Source organism: Ruegeria sp. H4 (assembly GCF_056533065.1).
Genome location: NZ_JBQFOC010000001.1, coordinates 387091 through 402190 on the forward strand (window position 1 = coordinate 387091; position 15100 = coordinate 402190).

Below are 15100 nucleotides of genomic sequence, written 5' to 3' on the forward strand. Positions count from 1 at the left end.
CGAAAGGCAGTACCCGCCATGACTTCCCCGAAACGCACTCCCTTGTACTCTCTTCATGTTGAGTTGGGTGGAAAGATGGTTGATTTTGCGGGTTGGGAGATGCCTGTTCAGTATCCGTTGGGGATTATGGGGGAGCATAAGCAGTGTCGTGAGAAGGCGGCGGTGTTTGATGTGTCTCATATGGGTCAGGTGATTTTGCGGGGTGAGAATGTGGGGGAGAAGCTGGAAGCTTTGTGCCCGCAGGCTTATGCGACGCTGAAGGAAGGCAAGGCGCGGTACGGGTTCTTTACCAACGAAGACGGTGGGATCATGGATGACCTGATCGTGTCGAACGCGGGGGATCATTATTTTGTGGTGGTGAACGCGGCGCTGCGGCATCAGGACATTCCACATATGCAGGCGAACCTGGACGGCGTTGAAGTGACCGAGATCTTCGACCGGGCGCTGGTGGCGGTGCAGGGTCCCAAGGCCGAAGACGTGGTGGGTGAGCTTTGCCCCGCCGCCCGCGACCTGAAGTTCATGGAAACCACCCTGGCGGATATCAACGGCGTCGAATGCCGTATCTCGCGGCTGGGTTATACCGGTGAGGACGGGTATGAGATCTCGATCCCCGAGGACAAGGCCATTGAGATCACCAAGGCGTTTCTGGCGCATGAGGATTGTGAGCCGGCCGGTCTGGGCGCGCGCGACAGCCTGCGGCTTGAGGCGGGTCTGTGCCTCTATGGCAATGACATTGACCAGAGCACCTCGCCGATTGAAGCCAGCCTTGGCTGGGCCATTCAGAAGCGCCGCAAGGAAGAGGGCGGCTTCCCGGGTGCCGATCGCGTGCAGAAAGAACTGGCCGAGGGTGCCGCGCGCAAGCTGGTGGGCATCAAACCCGATGGCCGCGCCCCGGCGCGTCAGGGTGTCGAGATCCAGTGCAGCAGTGGCAACACCATCGGTCGGATCACCTCGGGCAGCTTTGGCCCCACGGTGGGTGGCCCGGTTGCGATGGGCTACGTGTCCGCAGGCCATGGTGAGCCGGGCGAAAAGGTCAATCTGATCATCCGGGGCAAGGCGCAACCGGCGCAGATTGTGGCGCTGCCCTTTGTCACACAGAATTACAAGCGTTGAAGCCAGGAGAGAGAGACATGGCAACCTATTATTCCGAAGAGCATGAATGGCTGATGGTCGAGGGCGACACCGCCACGCTGGGCATCACCAAACACGCGGCTGAACAGCTGGGCGAAGTGGTCTTTGTTGAGCAGCAGGAAGTGGGCGATGAGTTCGAAAAGGATGGTGAGATCGGCGTGATCGAATCCGTCAAAGCAGCGTCCGAGCTCTATGCCCCGGTTGATGGCGAGATCACCGAGGTCAACGAGGCGCTGGCCGACAATCCCGGCGCGCTGAACGAAGACCCCGAAGGTGAGGCCTGGATCTACAAGATCAAGATCACCGACGCGTCGCAGCTGGAAGATCTGATGGATGAGGCCGGCTACAAGGACTTCATCGGCTGATCCAGACCGGAGCCCTGCACGGGGCTCCGCCCATTTGGGCCGAACCGGCTCGTGATGTATCGGAGGCCTGCGCGGTCTCCGCCCGACCTGACTTATCCTTGAGGAGCGCACAGATGGCCTTCAAACTGACCGATTACGAAGCCTATGACTTCGCCAACCGCCGCCATATCGGGCCCAGCCCGACCGAGATGCGCGACATGCTCAAGGTGATCGGCTTCAAGACGCTGGACCAGCTGATCGACGCCACCGTCCCGCCCGCGATCCGGCAGAAAGAGCCGCTGGACTGGGGTCCGGCGATGACGGAACGTGACGCGCTGTTCCACATGAAAGAGGTGGCGAGCAAGAACACCGTTCTGACCTCGCTGATCGGTCAGGGCTATTACGGCACCACAACGCCGGCGCCGATCCTGCGCAACATTCTGGAAAACCCGGCCTGGTACACCGCCTATACGCCCTATCAGCCCGAGATCAGCCAGGGCCGTCTTGAGGCGCTTTTGAACTTCCAGACCATGGTCAGCGATCTGACCGGGCTCGATGTGGCCAATGCCTCCTTGCTGGACGAAGCCACAGCGGCGGCCGAAGCCATGGCGATGGCCAAGCGCGGCGGGCGTTCGAAAGCCAATAACGCGGCCTTCTTTGTCGACAAGAACTGCCACCCGCAGACCATCGCGGTGATCAAAACGCGGGCCGAGCCTCTGGGCATCGACGTGCAGGTCGCCGATCCCGACACGCTGGACGCAGGAGCCGTCTTTGGCGCGATCTTCCAGTACCCGGGCACCCATGGCCACGTGCGCGACTTCACATCGGAAATCGCCGCGCTGCATGAGCACAAAGCCATCGCCATTGTCGCCGCCGACATCCTGTCGCTGGCCCTGCTGAAATCCCCTGGTGAGATGGGCGCGGATATCGCCATCGGCTCGACCCAGCGCTTTGGTGTGCCGATGGGCTATGGTGGCCCGCACGCGGCTTATATGGCGACCACCGACAAGCTGAAGCGCTCGATGCCGGGCCGGATCATCGGTGTGTCGATCGACAGCCGCGGCAACAAGGCCTACCGCTTGTCGCTGCAAACCCGCGAACAGCATATCCGGCGTGAGAAGGCGAACTCGAATGTCTGCACCGCGCAGGCGCTGCTGGCGGTGATTGCCTCGATGTATGCGGTCTATCACGGCCCTGATGGCATCAAGGCCATCGCGCAATCGGTACACCGCAAGACCTCGCGTCTGGCGGCCGGTCTGGAAGAGGCGGGCTTTGCCGTGGAACCGGAAGTGTTCTTCGATACGATCACGGTTGAGGTCGGTCCCCTGCAGACAACAGTGATGGAGGCCGCCGTCGCGCGCGGTGTGAACCTGCGCAAGGTGGGCGAGACCAAGGTTGGCATAAGCCTGGACGAACAGACCCGGCCCGAGACCATCGAGGCCGTCTGGGGCGCCTTCGGCATCGACCGTCAGGATGACAGCGCAAATGTCGATTACCGTCTGCCCGATTACGCCCTGCGCGAAAGCGCATACCTGACCCACCCGATCTTCCACCAGAACCGGGCCGAGGCCGAGATCACCCGCTATATGCGCCGTCTGGCCGACCGCGACCTGGCGCTGGACCGGGCGATGATCCCGCTGGGCTCGTGCACCATGAAGCTGAACGCCACGATCGAGATGATCCCGGTCACCTGGCCCGAGTTCGGCAATCTGCACCCGTTTGTGCCGCAAGATCAGGCGCAGGGCTATCACGAGATGATTGCCGATCTGAACGACAAGCTGTGCCAGATCACCGGCTATGACGCGATCTCGCAGCAGCCCAACTCGGGCGCACAGGGGGAATATGCGGGTCTCTTGACCATCCGCAATTATCACTTCGCCCGTGGCGAGGGTCAGCGGAACGTCTGCCTGATCCCAACCTCGGCGCATGGCACCAACCCGGCTTCGGCCCAGATGGTCGGCTGGCAGGTTGTGCCGGTTCTGGCGGATGAGAATGGCAATATCGATCTGAACGACTTCCGCGCCAAGGCCGAGAAGCATTCCGATCATCTGGCCGGCTGCATGATCACCTACCCCTCGACCCATGGCGTGTTCGAGACCACCGTGCAGGAGGTCTGCCAGATCACCCATGATCATGGCGGTCAGGTCTATATCGACGGGGCCAACATGAATGCCATGGTGGGCCTGTCGCGTCCCGGAGACATCGGCGGTGACGTCAGCCACCTGAACCTGCACAAGACCTTCTGCATCCCCCATGGCGGCGGTGGACCCGGCATGGGTCCGATCGGCGTCAAGGCGCATCTGACCGAACACCTGCCGGGCCATCCGGAATATGGCACCGCCGTGGGTCCGGTCTCGGCCGCGCCCTTTGGGTCTCCGTCCATTCTGCCGGTCTCATGGGCCTATGTGCTGCTGATGGGCGGCGCGGGTCTGACGCAAGCGACCAAAGTGGCGATCCTGAACGCCAACTATATCGCCGCGCGTCTGCAGGATGCCTATCCCATCCTCTACACCTCCGAGACCGGTCGTGTGGCGCATGAATGCATCCTCGACACCCGCCCCTTGGACGCCGAGGCGCATGTCACCGTCGACGATGTGGCCAAGCGCTTGATCGATTCAGGTTTCCACGCGCCGACGATGAGCTGGCCGGTGGCAGGCACCCTGATGGTAGAGCCCACGGAATCGGAGCCCAAGGCCGAGCTGGACCGCTTCTGCGACGCCATGCTCTCGATCCGTTCGGAAGCGCAGGACATCATCGACGGCACCATCGACGCGGAAAACAACCCGCTGAAAAACGCCCCCCACACGGTGCGCGATCTGGTCGGCGACTGGGATCGGCCCTACACCCGCGAACAGGCCTGCTTCCCTCCAGGCTCGATGGGTGTCGACAAATACTGGTCCCCCGTCAACCGCGTCGACAACGCATACGGCGACCGAAACCTCATCTGCACATGCCCACCCATGACCGAATACCAAGACGCCGCAGAGTAACTCCCCCCAAGGGGGGCACTTTACGGCTTGAAATCTTTGGGCACACCAAAAGGCGGTGTGTCCACGTTCGTGCCTGTTAGGGCGTTCAGGAACGCAATGAGTGCGTTGATTTCCGTGTCGGTAAGAACCACCGGGGAAATGTCGATTGTGTTGCGCACCCGCTGCATTTCGAACCGGTCTTGCCAGACGACAAAATCCGCTTTTTGCAGCCACGGGACCGCGGGCAGGGCCGCCGAATCCGGTGTCCAATTCGAAAGGCTGGCCTGCGGGTTCAAATGGTGGCGGATCATCGTGTCCAGATCGGGGAAGGCCCCGTTATGGCCATAGGGCGCGGTCAGCGCGACGTTACGCAGCATGGGGGTGCGGAAGCGATAGGCGTCCTCGATCCGATTGCTTTCGCCCATGCGGCCCACGTCGCGGGCGTATGGGTCCCATTGGCGAGTTCGTCCAGGGCCAAAGGGAGGCAGGCCCAAAGCGTGAAATTGCTGATCCGTCATGAAAGGGCCGGAATGGCAGCTCGCGCAATTGGCCTTGCCATAGAACAGGCTCATACCGTCTTTCTGAGCGTCCGTGAGCGCCGTGGCATCACCCGCCAGGTACTGATCAAACGGGCTGTCGGTGCTGCGCCATTCGATGGCCATGAACGCGGCCAGAGCATTTGCAATCTGTGTGATCGTGATGTCTTCGGTATTTTCGACTTCGTCGAATGCCTTAATCATAGCCGGTCCGTAACGCGGATTGGTGCGGACGCGTTTGGCCAGAATGGGCCAGCCCAGATCGATCCGGTCGGCCACCGCTCCGGTCACCTGATTTTCGCCGACATTCCCAGCCATCTCGAATTGCGACGTCAAGGGAAACAGCGCCTGCGCGGCGAGTAATGAATTCAACCCTTCGGGCAACCATTCCTGCGCGGGTGAATTGAAGCCGTTGCCATAGACATCCGATATGCTCAGGCGACCATCGTGAAACACTGTGTGGATGTCCTTAGCGCCGAGGTTCCAAAGCCCCGGCGAATTACGCGGAATACGTTTGCGGATTCTATCGATCCCAGTGCCGGGTGTGCGATCGGGGCCCAGACCCTCACCACCTTCGCCAATGCCTAAAGATAGCCCATCCGAGGTGCCGAAATCCGGGTGATGGCAATGGGCGCAAGAGATGTTCTGGTTGCCCGACAGAATCGGATCATAAAACAGTTGATGACCAATAGCGGCCTGTTCCATATCAAAGGGGATGAAATCAGCATCCGTCAGCGGACGCGGCAAATCTTGTGCCGCTGCAGCCCCGGCCAGAAGGAAAGCAGCCCCGTGCGTCAGTTTGTATATGCCCTTTGCCTGTGCGCGTCCCCGGCGTTGGCCGAACTGGAACAGGCGCGCGACATGATGGAGGCTGGGGAGTTTGAGGCCGCGCGTGAGGAGCTGTTGCCAGCGGCTCGGTCGGGCAATGCCGAGGCCGAGGAATTGATCGGCGTGATGTACGGGTTGGGGCTGGGTGTCGAACAAGACTATGAACGCGCGTTCGAATGGTATCTGCGCGCCTCGATGAAGGGGCATCCGGGGGCGCAATCGGGTGTTGGCTGGTATTATGAGCTTGGTCTGGGCATGCCCGCGCCCGATCTGGTGCGGGCCTATATGTGGTACACGCTCAGCGCCATTGGCGGCGACCCCGACGCGGCGATCAGCCTTGAGGAAGTGGTCAAGAAAATGTCGCCGGAGCAAATCGAAAAGGCGCATGTTCTGGTGAATGACTACAAGGGTTGGATGTACCCGTTTCGGTGAGGGCCGGGCCTTCTGGGCCCGACCCATTGTCTTAGTTCAGGTCAGCGTCGCGTGAGGCATTTACGTCGGCCTCAGCCGCTGTAACTGCATCGGTCAGCGCAACAAAGATCTCATCACCGCGGGTAACGTTGGACTGGAACCAGTCATAAACCGGAGTAGCGGCTTCTTTGAACGCGGCCTTCTGATCAGGTGTCAGAACATAGAGGTCACCGCCACCGGCGACGAAGTCTTCATAGGCTTGAATCGACTTGCGCTTGGGCGAGGCAAAAGTGGCCTGTTGCAACGCATAGAAACCGTCAACGACGACGCGGCGCATGTCCTCGGGCATCTCCTGGAACTTCGCATTGTTCATCCACCAAAGCGCGCCCATATAGGCGTGGCCGTCCAGCGTGACATATTGCAGGCCCGCATCCGGGAATTTCATGCCCATGATGTCTGTGATGCCATTTTTGGAACCCTCAACAACGCCAGTCTGGAAGCTGGTGAACAGTTCAGGCCACGGGATCGGGGTGGGCGATGCACCCAGTGCCTTGACCAGTTCCTGCGGCAGGTCGGCGACCACGGTGCGGATTTTCAGACCGTCCATATCGGCAGGTTCAGCGATGCGCCGTTGCGTGTTCGCAAAGTTGCGCCAGCCGCCGGTGTTGCCGATGGTCATCAGACGGATCGCGCCGCCGGAATCCTCCAGCGCCATGTCACGCATGGTACGGGTGAAGTCGCCGGACAGGACATGTTCCGCAATGCGGTCATCGGCCATCAAATACGGCAGGTCCAGAACCTGCACGTAAGGAAAGATGCCGGACGCGCCGCCCGAAGTTGAGATGTAGATATCAATGGTGCCATCAGCCACACCTTGCAGGCATTCCGCACCGTTCGAACATAGCTGCGTGCCAATGAACAGTTCCACCTCGATGGCGCCGTTTGACGCGGCCTCGACATAGTTCTTGAAGACGATCAGACCGTCATAGTCCTCATCGTTTTCGTTCGAGTTGGCCGTGGCGCGCAACGTGTAATCGGCTGCGGTTGCCGCTATGGCAGATGCCGCCACCAGTGACGTGGCCACCGCTGCGGTTTTGATGAAGTTTCTGAGCATGCGTTTCCTCCCTATGGATCTCAGTTAGTTTGCAAATCCCGTTATCCTCGGGATCGTCATGGATATTGCGGGGATATAGGTGATCAGAAAGATCACGATGATTTCAACGGCCAGGAACGGCAGAATGGCCTTGGCGATGGTCTCGACCTTCTCGCGCGATACGGCAGCGGCCACGAACAACACCAGCCCCATGGGCGGCGTGGCCAGGCCAACCGTCAGATTGACGCTCATGATGATAGCGAAATGGATCGGATCGACCCCAAGGCTGGTGAAGATGGGGCCAAGGATTGGGCCGAGGATGATGATCGCCGGTCCCGCATCCAAGAACATGCCGACGACAAACAGAAGTAGGTTGATCAGGAACAGCAGGATCAGCGGATTCTCCGACAGGCTGAGGATCAGCGAAGCCAATTGTTCCGGCGCGTGGCTGAGGCTGACAACGGTTTTGAACGCCATCGCGGCACCAACCAGCAGCAGCACAACGGCCGAGGTCAGACCGGCATTGCTGAGAATCTCGGGCACCTCTTTCAACGTTAGTGTGCGCAGGACAAAAAAGCCGATGATGAAGGCATATCCTACAGCCACGGCGGCGGCCTCGGTCGGTGTGAAGATACCGCCCAGAATTCCGCCCAGAATGATCACCGGAGTCAGCAGCGGGAAAAACGCTTTGAGGCTGGCCTGGCGCCGTTCACCCCAGGTGTATTTGCGGCTGGCGACGGGGAAGTCATACTTGTCGGCCATGAATTTGATCATCAGCATCAGGCCGACGCCGACCATCACGCCCGGCACAATACCAGCCAGGAACAGTGCCGCGACGCTTTCGCCCATGACATAGGCGTAGATGATCATGATGCCCGAGGGCGGGATGATCGGGCCGATCACAGAACTCGCCGCTGTAATTGCTGCGGCGAATTTGCGGGTGTAGCCCTGTTTTTCCATCGCCGGGATCAGCATCGACCCAAGGGCCGAGGTATCAGCCACCGCCGACCCCGAGAGGCCTGCGAAGAGGATCGAACTCAGCACGTTCACATGTGCCAGACCGCCGCGCAGGTGGCCCATCAGCGCCTGGCTGAACTCGACCAAGCGGATGGTAATGCCGCCGCGGTTCATCAACTCTCCGGCCAGCATAAAGAAGGGGATCGCCATCAGCGGAAAGCTGTCCATGCCATTGTAGACATTGCGATACAACAGCGTGATGTCGTTTGTTTGGCCGTTTAGCCAAAGCAGGATGCCAGGTGCGGCCAGCAAGGCGAAGAAGACCGGCAGGCCGATGATGAGGAAAACCAGGAAAGTGGGCAGGAACCAGATCAGCATTTATTCAGCCCCCGCTGGCGCATCAGGAATTTCAGGCAACAGATGTCCGCCACCCATGAGGGTCACGACTGAACGCAGGACCAGCTCGATATTTACAGAAATCAGCAGGATGATCCCCACCAGCAGTGAGGCCATCATCCAGCTGCGCGGGATGCGATACCATTCGTCGAACCCGAGGGAGGTGGGCAGGTACAAAGCAGCAGTTGCGAATTTGCCGCCAAATCCGGTGACCTCGGACCATCCGATATTAACGGCGACCAGCAACACCGCCAGTGAGACCACCAGCAGGAACAGGGTCAGCACCTGCCCGACAACGCGCGGCAGCATCAATGGCACCATGTCGATGGCTACAAAGCCACCGCGCCGAAAGGCGGTGGGGGCCATCAGGCCGGTCATCCACAACATACAGAATCGCGCGGCTTCATCCGGCCAGGGCAGAGCATTGCCCAGCACGTATCGAAAGAACACCTGAATCAGGATCGCGATCACCATCAATGCAATCGCAACGACGCCAACCGCGCGGCCCAGGCGCAGCGCGGTTTCGTTCACGAATGCAATCGGCGCAAGCACCGATGCCAGTCCGCCCATGCGGATCCTCCCTTGTGCAGCCGCAGGTTTCTCCTGCGGTCGTCAGATCGCGCTTAGTGTTGCGCGAATTGGCCGAGTTTCCCGGCATAGAAGGTCAGCGCGTCTCCATCGCTCATGCTGGCCTTCAGGACTTTGCCCACCACGATCACATGATCGCCCGCATCGTGATAGGCATGTTGTTCGCATTCAAACCGCGCCAGGCAATCCGACAGCAGCGGCGTACCATTCTCGCAGCGCTCATGTTCGATCTCACGCAGGGCGTGGGCGTCTTTGGAGCACCCAAAGCACAGCTCTGCCTGTTCGGACGATAGCACATGTACGGTGAAATGGCGGGCTTTGTGAAAATAGGGAAAACGCCGCGAGTTGCGATCGCCTGCCCACATGATCAGCGGTGGGTCCAGCGATAGTGACGAAAAGCTATTGGCGGTGATGCACACCGGGCCATCGGTGCTGTTGCAGGTTACGATAGTGACGCCTGTGGCAAACCGCCCAAACGCATCGCGCAGGGTGCGGGTGTCGTCCTTATGTGGAACGAAGGTGTGGGTCATGTCCTTTGAGATTGCATTCATCATGGTACCTCATGCCCCAATGCCACCTCATAGAGGCGATACCAGCTTTCACGATCCAGTTTGACTTTCAGAGCGTCCGAGATGGTTTTGATGCGGTTCAGGTTATTTGTGCCCATAACCGGCAGGATGTTCGCGGGGTGAGCCAACAGGAACGCCACCGCGACAGCGGCGCGATCCACGCCAGACTCGGCTGCGATTTCGTCCGCGACAACGCCCACCGGCGGGTTTCCGGCCATCAAAAGGCCGCCCCCTAGCGGTGACCATGCCATGATTGGTTGCCCATGCTGCTGGTGAAAGGCCAGATCGCCATTCGTGAAAGGGCTGATCTCACCGAGGGAAATTTCGATCTGGTTAGTGACCAGCTGCGTCTTCATCGCTGATTGCAGCAGCGACCAGTCCCAGGGGCGGAAGTTCGACACCCCAACCGCGCCAACCTTGCCGCCGGCAACAACTTCATCTAGCGCGGCGCCGGTCTCATAGTGGTCCATGAACGGGTCGGGGCGGTGGATCAGCAGCAGGTCGATATGGTCAATCGCCATCTCCGACAAAGACGTATCGACGGACTTCAGGATATGGTCGCGCGAGGTGTCGTAGTATTTGACCTTGGCGTCCGAATACCGGCCCATCGGCGCCACGATGTCACATTTGGTGACGATTTCCATCTGTTTGCGCAGGCTGGGATTGGCGCGCAAGGCATTGCCCAGAACAGCCTCAGCAGCGTAGCCGCCATAGATGTCAGCCTGATCAAAGGTGGTGATGCCCTGATCCAGACAAGATTGAATCTTAGCCTCGACATGACCCACGGACGTATCGCTGTCATCGCCCAGCCGCCACATGCCATAGACAAGGCGGCTCATTTCCAGCGTGTCGGATAGTTTCACACGTTGCATCAGCGACGAACTCCATTGCCCAGCGGGGTCGCCGGGGATGTTGCAGGCACGCGCCCATAGGCTTCGGGCAGCGAGCAGGTTTTCAGGTTGGGCATCACGCGGGCGCCAAAATGCTTGGCCTCATCCATGTGTGGATAACCTGAGAAGATGAAAGCGCGGATACCCATCTTCTGGTATTCTTCGATCTTGCTCATCACCTGATCGGTCGAGCCCACCAGAGCCGCGCCACAGCCGGAACGTGCCCGGCCCACGCCCGTCCACAGACCCGGCTCGACATAGCCGTATTCATCCGCCAGATCGCGGTTCTTGGCCTGATGCGCCACGCCCAGCGAGGTGGAATCCAGCGCCCGTTCACGGATCGCGCGGCCATATTCATCATCAAGTCTCGAAACGATGTAATCCGCGTATTCCTGCGCCTCGGCCTCGGTATCGCGCACAATCATGTGGACGCGCAGGCCGTAATCCAACGTGCGGTTGTAATTCTCGGCCACGGCGTGAACGGCCTTCATACGCTCGGCTAGCTGGTCCTTGGTTTCGGGCCACATCAGGTAGACATCGCAATGCTCACCGCAAAGGTCCAGAGCGGACGGAGAGTAGCCACCGAAATACAGAAGCGGACCGCCGGTCTGGTACGGTTTTGCCGGGTCAGTAGTCAGCCTTGAGAAATTGTAGACTTCGCCCGCATGATTGATCTCATCCTGCGTCCAGGCCTGTTTCAAAATCTCAACCACCTCGCGCGAGCGTTGATAGCGGAAGGCACTATCGGCTTTTTCACCTGGGAAATCAGATGAGATGATGTTGACCGTCAGCCGCCCCTTCAGCATGTGATCCAGCGTCGCAATGGTACGGGCCAGCATGATGGGCTGCATCTCGCCACAACGCACGGCGGCCAGCAGGTTGATCTTTTCGGTGATCGGGGCGCAGCCGGCGACGAAACTCAGCGTGTCCTGACCGACCTGATAGGACGAGGGGCATAGGATGTTGCGGAACCCCTGCGCTTCGGCCTCTTTGACGATGCCGGAACAATGATCCCAGCTCGAACGTAGATTGCCGTCAGGTACGCCAAGAAACTGGTAGTCATCCGAGCAAAGTGCTGCAAACCAGGAAACCTCGGCCGCATCCAGATCGGGGGATGTGATGGGGACGATGGTCATTTGATTCACACTCCGTACATCTTTGACTTTCCTCTTGCGTAGCAAGCACATTGATGTAGATCAATAGTGTATCAATTTTTCCTGCGACCCAGTGAAGCGCGCGCAAGTGACCACGACCAACCGAAACCCCAATGCCTTGCCGATCTATGTTCAGATCGCAGAGCTGCTGATCCGCGAAATCGCGGCAGGTCGCATGATTGATGGCGAGCGTTTGCCACCGGAACGGGACATGGCGGCCGAGCTCAAAGTTTCGGTCGGGACGTTGCGAAAATCGCTGGCTGAGCTTGAGAAAAAAGGGATGTTGGAGCGCATTCAGGGCTCGGGCAATTACGTGCGCGAGACCGGAACGCAGAACAGTGTCTATGCGATGTTCCGGCTCGAGCTGCCAGACGGGGGCGGTTTGCCTCGCGCCGATATCCTGTCGGTTGATCAGGTCGACAAGCCTGTCGATCTGCCGGAATTCGGAACCTCGCAGCGCGGCTCGCGCGTGCGCCGGATGCGCTATCTGAATGACACAATCATCGCGGTCGAGGAGATCTGGCTGGACGAATCAGCCGGTCGGATCGATCGAAGCCTGCTGTCAGACTCGCTCTATCGTTATTATCAGCACCAGCTTGGGTTCTGGATCACGCGGGCGGAAGACAGGGTTTCGGTCGGGAAACTGCCCGGCTGGACGCCCGAAACCTTCACCAAACCTGCCGGGGAAACGGTAGGGTATATCGAGCGGTTCAGCTGGTCGGAAAAGGCGGAACCCGTCGAGTTTTCAAAAACATGGTTCGATCCAGATCGAGCCACTTATGTCCAACGTCTGAAGTAAAAGGAAAACGCATGACCCGGACCATCCACTACGGGCTGATCGGATGCGGCATGATGGGGCAGGAGCACCTGCACAACATAGCGCTGTTGGACGGCGCGCGCGTTGCCGCGATCTATGAACCCGACCCGGATATGGCCCAAGCGGCGCAAACCATTGCGCGCGATGCGGCCATTGTGGCGTCTGTGCAAGAGCTGTTGGCGGTCGAGAATTTGGATTGCGTTGTCATTGCCAGCCCGAACCATCTGCATGTGGACCAGATCTGTGAGATTGCAGAAACGCGCCCTCTGCCATTGCTGGTCGAGAAACCCTTATTTACCAACCCGGCGGATGCCGCGCGGCTTGAGCAGGTGCAGCGGGACTACCCCCATCCGATCTGGGTGGCGATGGAGTATCGCTATATGCCGCCCATCGCCGCCTTGATTGATCAGGCGGGTGTGACGGGCGGGGTTCAGATGCTGACGATCCGAGAGCATCGTTTTCCGTTTCTGGGCAAGGTTGGCAACTGGAACCGGTTCAACCGCAACACGGGCGGAACGTTTGTCGAAAAATGCTGTCACTTCTTCGACCTGATGCGCCTGATCATCGGCTCGGATCCGGTGCGGATAACAGCAAGCGGCGGGCAGGCCGTGAACCATCTGGACGAAGACTACGGCGGCGAGACGCCGGATATTCTGGATCACGGCTATGTGCTGGTCGATTTCGCCAACGGGGCGCGGGCGATGCTGGAACTGTGCATGTTCGCCGAAGGCTCACGCTATCAGGAAGAGGTCTCGGCCATTGGCCCCAAGGCCAAGATCGAGGCGTTGGTGCCCGGCCCGGGTCGGTTCTGGCCTGATCATTTGGGTGAGCCCCCGGTGCCACAACTGATTGTCAGCCCGCGTGATCCGAAAGGACCTGTGTCAAAAGACATCCCGGTTGACCCCAAGTTGCTGGCGGCTGGGGACCACAATGGCTCGACCTTCTATCAACATCAGGGATTTTTGGAACTGTTGCGCGGTCAGCGTACTGCTCCGGATGTCTCACTTCACGACGGTCTATGGGCCGTGCGCATGGGGCTGGCGGCGCAGCAGGCGCTGAACACGGGCGAGGCCGTTCGCTTTGGCCCGTGATGCCGATAGGAAACCTGTGTTCCCGATATACGCGATTTCCGATGTCGTTTTTAGCATCGGAGAGGTCTTTTCCGCTTGCTGAGCGGTTGAGCAGGCAATAGCTCTGCCCGTGGGACACCCCTCCCCAACGAGGGGCGTGTATCTGGAAGGGTAATACAGATGACGAATGAACAACCGGCGACGCGGCCGGCTAATCCGCGTTTTTCCTCGGGCCCCTGCGCCAAACCCCCCACATTTGATCTGACCAAACTGGCCGATGCCGCGCTGGGACGCTCGCACCGGGCTGCTGTTGGCAAGGATAAGCTGAAAGCGGCCATCGAAGGCACGCGTGAGATTCTGGGCATTCCGGCAAACTACAAGATCGGCATCGTTCCCGCCTCGGACACCGGCGCGGTTGAGATGGCGCTTTGGTCGCTGCTGGGTGAACGCAAGGTCGAGATGCTGGCCTGGGAAAGCTTTGGCGCGGGCTGGGTGACTGACGTGGTCAAGCAGTTGAAGATCGATGCAGAAGTGAAGACAGCGGATTATGGTCAGATCGTTGATCTTGCGTCGGTCGATTTCGCCAATGACGTGGTGTTTACGTGGAACGGCACAACCTCGGGCGTTCGAGTACCCAACGGCGACTGGATCGCCGATGACCGTCAGGGTCTGACGATCTGCGATGCGACCTCGGCGGCCTTTGCGATGGACCTGCCCTGGGACAAGCTGGATGTGACCACCTTCAGCTGGCAAAAAGTGCTGGGCGGCGAAGCGGCCCACGGGATGCTGATCCTAAGCCCGCGCGCAGTCGAGCGGCTGGAAAGCTACACCCCGGCCTGGCCGCTGCCGAAGATTTTCCGCCTGACCAAGGGCGGCAAGTTGATCGAAGGGATTTTCACCGGCGCGACCATCAACACGCCCTCGATGCTGGCGGTTGAGGATTACCTGTTCGCGCTGGACTGGGCGCGCTCGGTTGGCGGGTTGCAGGGGTTGATCGCCCGGGCCGATGCCAATGCTGGTGCGCTGCATGCGTTTTGCGACCAGAATGGCTGGATTGCCAACCTGGCCGAGGATGCGGCGATGCGTTCGAACACATCCGTGTGCTTGAAGTTCACCGATGCCCGCATTCGAGACGGTGCAGCATTCGCGAAAGCCGTGGCCAAACGGCTTGAGGCCGAGAACATCGCATTGGACATCGGAGCTTATCGCGATGCCCCTGCGGGCTTGCGTATCTGGTGCGGCGGTACGGTCGATACTTCGAACATCGAAGCGATGCTGCCTTGGCTGGCATGGGCTTTTGAGGCCGAGATTGCGGCGCAGTCTGAGGCTGCCTGACTTTTCACCGGG

14 protein-coding genes are annotated in these 15100 nt (G+C 59.7%); 7 read left to right on the forward strand and 7 right to left on the reverse strand.

The window, feature by feature from the left end; genetic code table 11:
- The first annotated feature begins 18 nt into the window (after window positions 1-18).
- The 3 genes from gcvT (at window position 19) to gcvP (ending at window position 4465) form a co-directional block, all read left to right on the forward strand.
- On the forward strand, window positions 19-1113 hold the full coding sequence (gene gcvT / locus ACR0KG_RS01885) for a glycine cleavage system aminomethyltransferase GcvT (RefSeq protein ID WP_480543274.1): 1095 nt from the start codon (window positions 19-21) through the stop codon (window positions 1111-1113).
- A gap of 17 nt (window positions 1114-1130) precedes the next feature.
- Window positions 1131-1496 carry a glycine cleavage system protein GcvH gene (gene gcvH, locus ACR0KG_RS01890; RefSeq protein WP_480826216.1) on the forward strand — a complete coding sequence of 122 codons (366 nt, stop codon included), beginning with the start codon at window positions 1131-1133 and terminating at the stop codon, window positions 1494-1496.
- A 113-nt stretch (window positions 1497-1609) separates the two neighbouring features.
- A complete protein-coding gene (gcvP, locus tag ACR0KG_RS01895; protein ID WP_480826329.1) occupies window positions 1610-4465 on the forward strand; it encodes an aminomethyl-transferring glycine dehydrogenase in 2856 nt (951 codons plus the stop codon).
- Window positions 4466-4485: 20 nt separating this feature from the next.
- On the opposite strand, the gene ACR0KG_RS01900 is transcribed toward gcvP, so the two are convergent.
- Entirely contained in the window at window positions 4486-5727 is a 1242-nt protein-coding gene (locus ACR0KG_RS01900; RefSeq protein WP_480550580.1) for a cytochrome-c peroxidase, read from the reverse strand.
- 42 nt (window positions 5728-5769) lie between these two features.
- Between ACR0KG_RS01900 and ACR0KG_RS01905 the strand changes: the two genes are divergently transcribed.
- Window positions 5770-6240: a tetratricopeptide repeat protein gene (locus ACR0KG_RS01905; RefSeq protein WP_480550582.1), complete on the forward strand. Its 471-nt coding sequence runs from the start codon at window positions 5770-5772 to the stop codon at window positions 6238-6240.
- A 31-nt stretch (window positions 6241-6271) separates the two neighbouring features.
- Here ACR0KG_RS01905 and ACR0KG_RS01910 read toward each other — a convergent pair whose 3' ends face one another.
- Genes ACR0KG_RS01910 through ACR0KG_RS01935 form a run of 6 tightly spaced genes read right to left on the reverse strand, consistent with a single transcriptional unit; the run spans window position 6272 to window position 11848 of the window.
- Window positions 6272-7333, reverse strand: coding sequence for a TRAP transporter substrate-binding protein (locus ACR0KG_RS01910; RefSeq protein ID WP_480543264.1), 1062 nt, complete (start codon window positions 7331-7333; stop codon window positions 6272-6274).
- Window positions 7334-7357: 24 nt separating this feature from the next.
- Window positions 7358-8647 carry a TRAP transporter large permease gene (locus tag ACR0KG_RS01915; RefSeq protein ID WP_170533636.1) on the reverse strand — a complete coding sequence of 430 codons (1290 nt, stop codon included), beginning with the start codon at window positions 8645-8647 and terminating at the stop codon, window positions 7358-7360.
- Entirely contained in the window at window positions 8648-9235 is a 588-nt protein-coding gene (locus ACR0KG_RS01920) for a TRAP transporter small permease (protein WP_480543262.1), read from the reverse strand.
- Between the two features lie 53 nt (window positions 9236-9288).
- On the reverse strand, window positions 9289-9804 hold the full coding sequence (locus ACR0KG_RS01925; RefSeq protein ID WP_480550856.1) for a flavin reductase family protein: 516 nt from the start codon (window positions 9802-9804) through the stop codon (window positions 9289-9291).
- Entirely contained in the window at window positions 9804-10694 is an 891-nt protein-coding gene (locus ACR0KG_RS01930) for an aldo/keto reductase (RefSeq protein ID WP_480550584.1), read from the reverse strand. The genes ACR0KG_RS01925 and ACR0KG_RS01930 overlap by 1 nt, the downstream gene beginning before the upstream one ends.
- Window positions 10694-11848, reverse strand: a complete 1155-nt coding sequence (locus ACR0KG_RS01935) for an LLM class flavin-dependent oxidoreductase (protein WP_480826330.1) — start codon at window positions 11846-11848, stop codon at window positions 10694-10696. The genes ACR0KG_RS01930 and ACR0KG_RS01935 overlap by 1 nt, the downstream gene beginning before the upstream one ends.
- A 106-nt stretch (window positions 11849-11954) precedes the next feature.
- On the opposite strand from ACR0KG_RS01935, the gene ACR0KG_RS01940 reads away from it, so the two are divergent.
- The 3 genes from ACR0KG_RS01940 to ACR0KG_RS01950 all read left to right on the forward strand — a co-directional run bounded on the left by ACR0KG_RS01940 (window position 11955) and on the right by ACR0KG_RS01950 (window position 15088).
- Window positions 11955-12665, forward strand: a complete 711-nt coding sequence (locus tag ACR0KG_RS01940) for a GntR family transcriptional regulator (RefSeq protein WP_480550588.1) — start codon at window positions 11955-11957, stop codon at window positions 12663-12665.
- 11 nt (window positions 12666-12676) lie between these two features.
- Entirely contained in the window at window positions 12677-13774 is a 1098-nt protein-coding gene (locus ACR0KG_RS01945; RefSeq protein WP_480826331.1) for a Gfo/Idh/MocA family protein, read from the forward strand.
- A gap of 159 nt (window positions 13775-13933) precedes the next feature.
- Window positions 13934-15088, forward strand: coding sequence for a phosphoserine transaminase (locus ACR0KG_RS01950; protein ID WP_480826332.1), 1155 nt, complete (start codon window positions 13934-13936; stop codon window positions 15086-15088).
- Window positions 15089-15100: the final 12 nt, after the last annotated feature.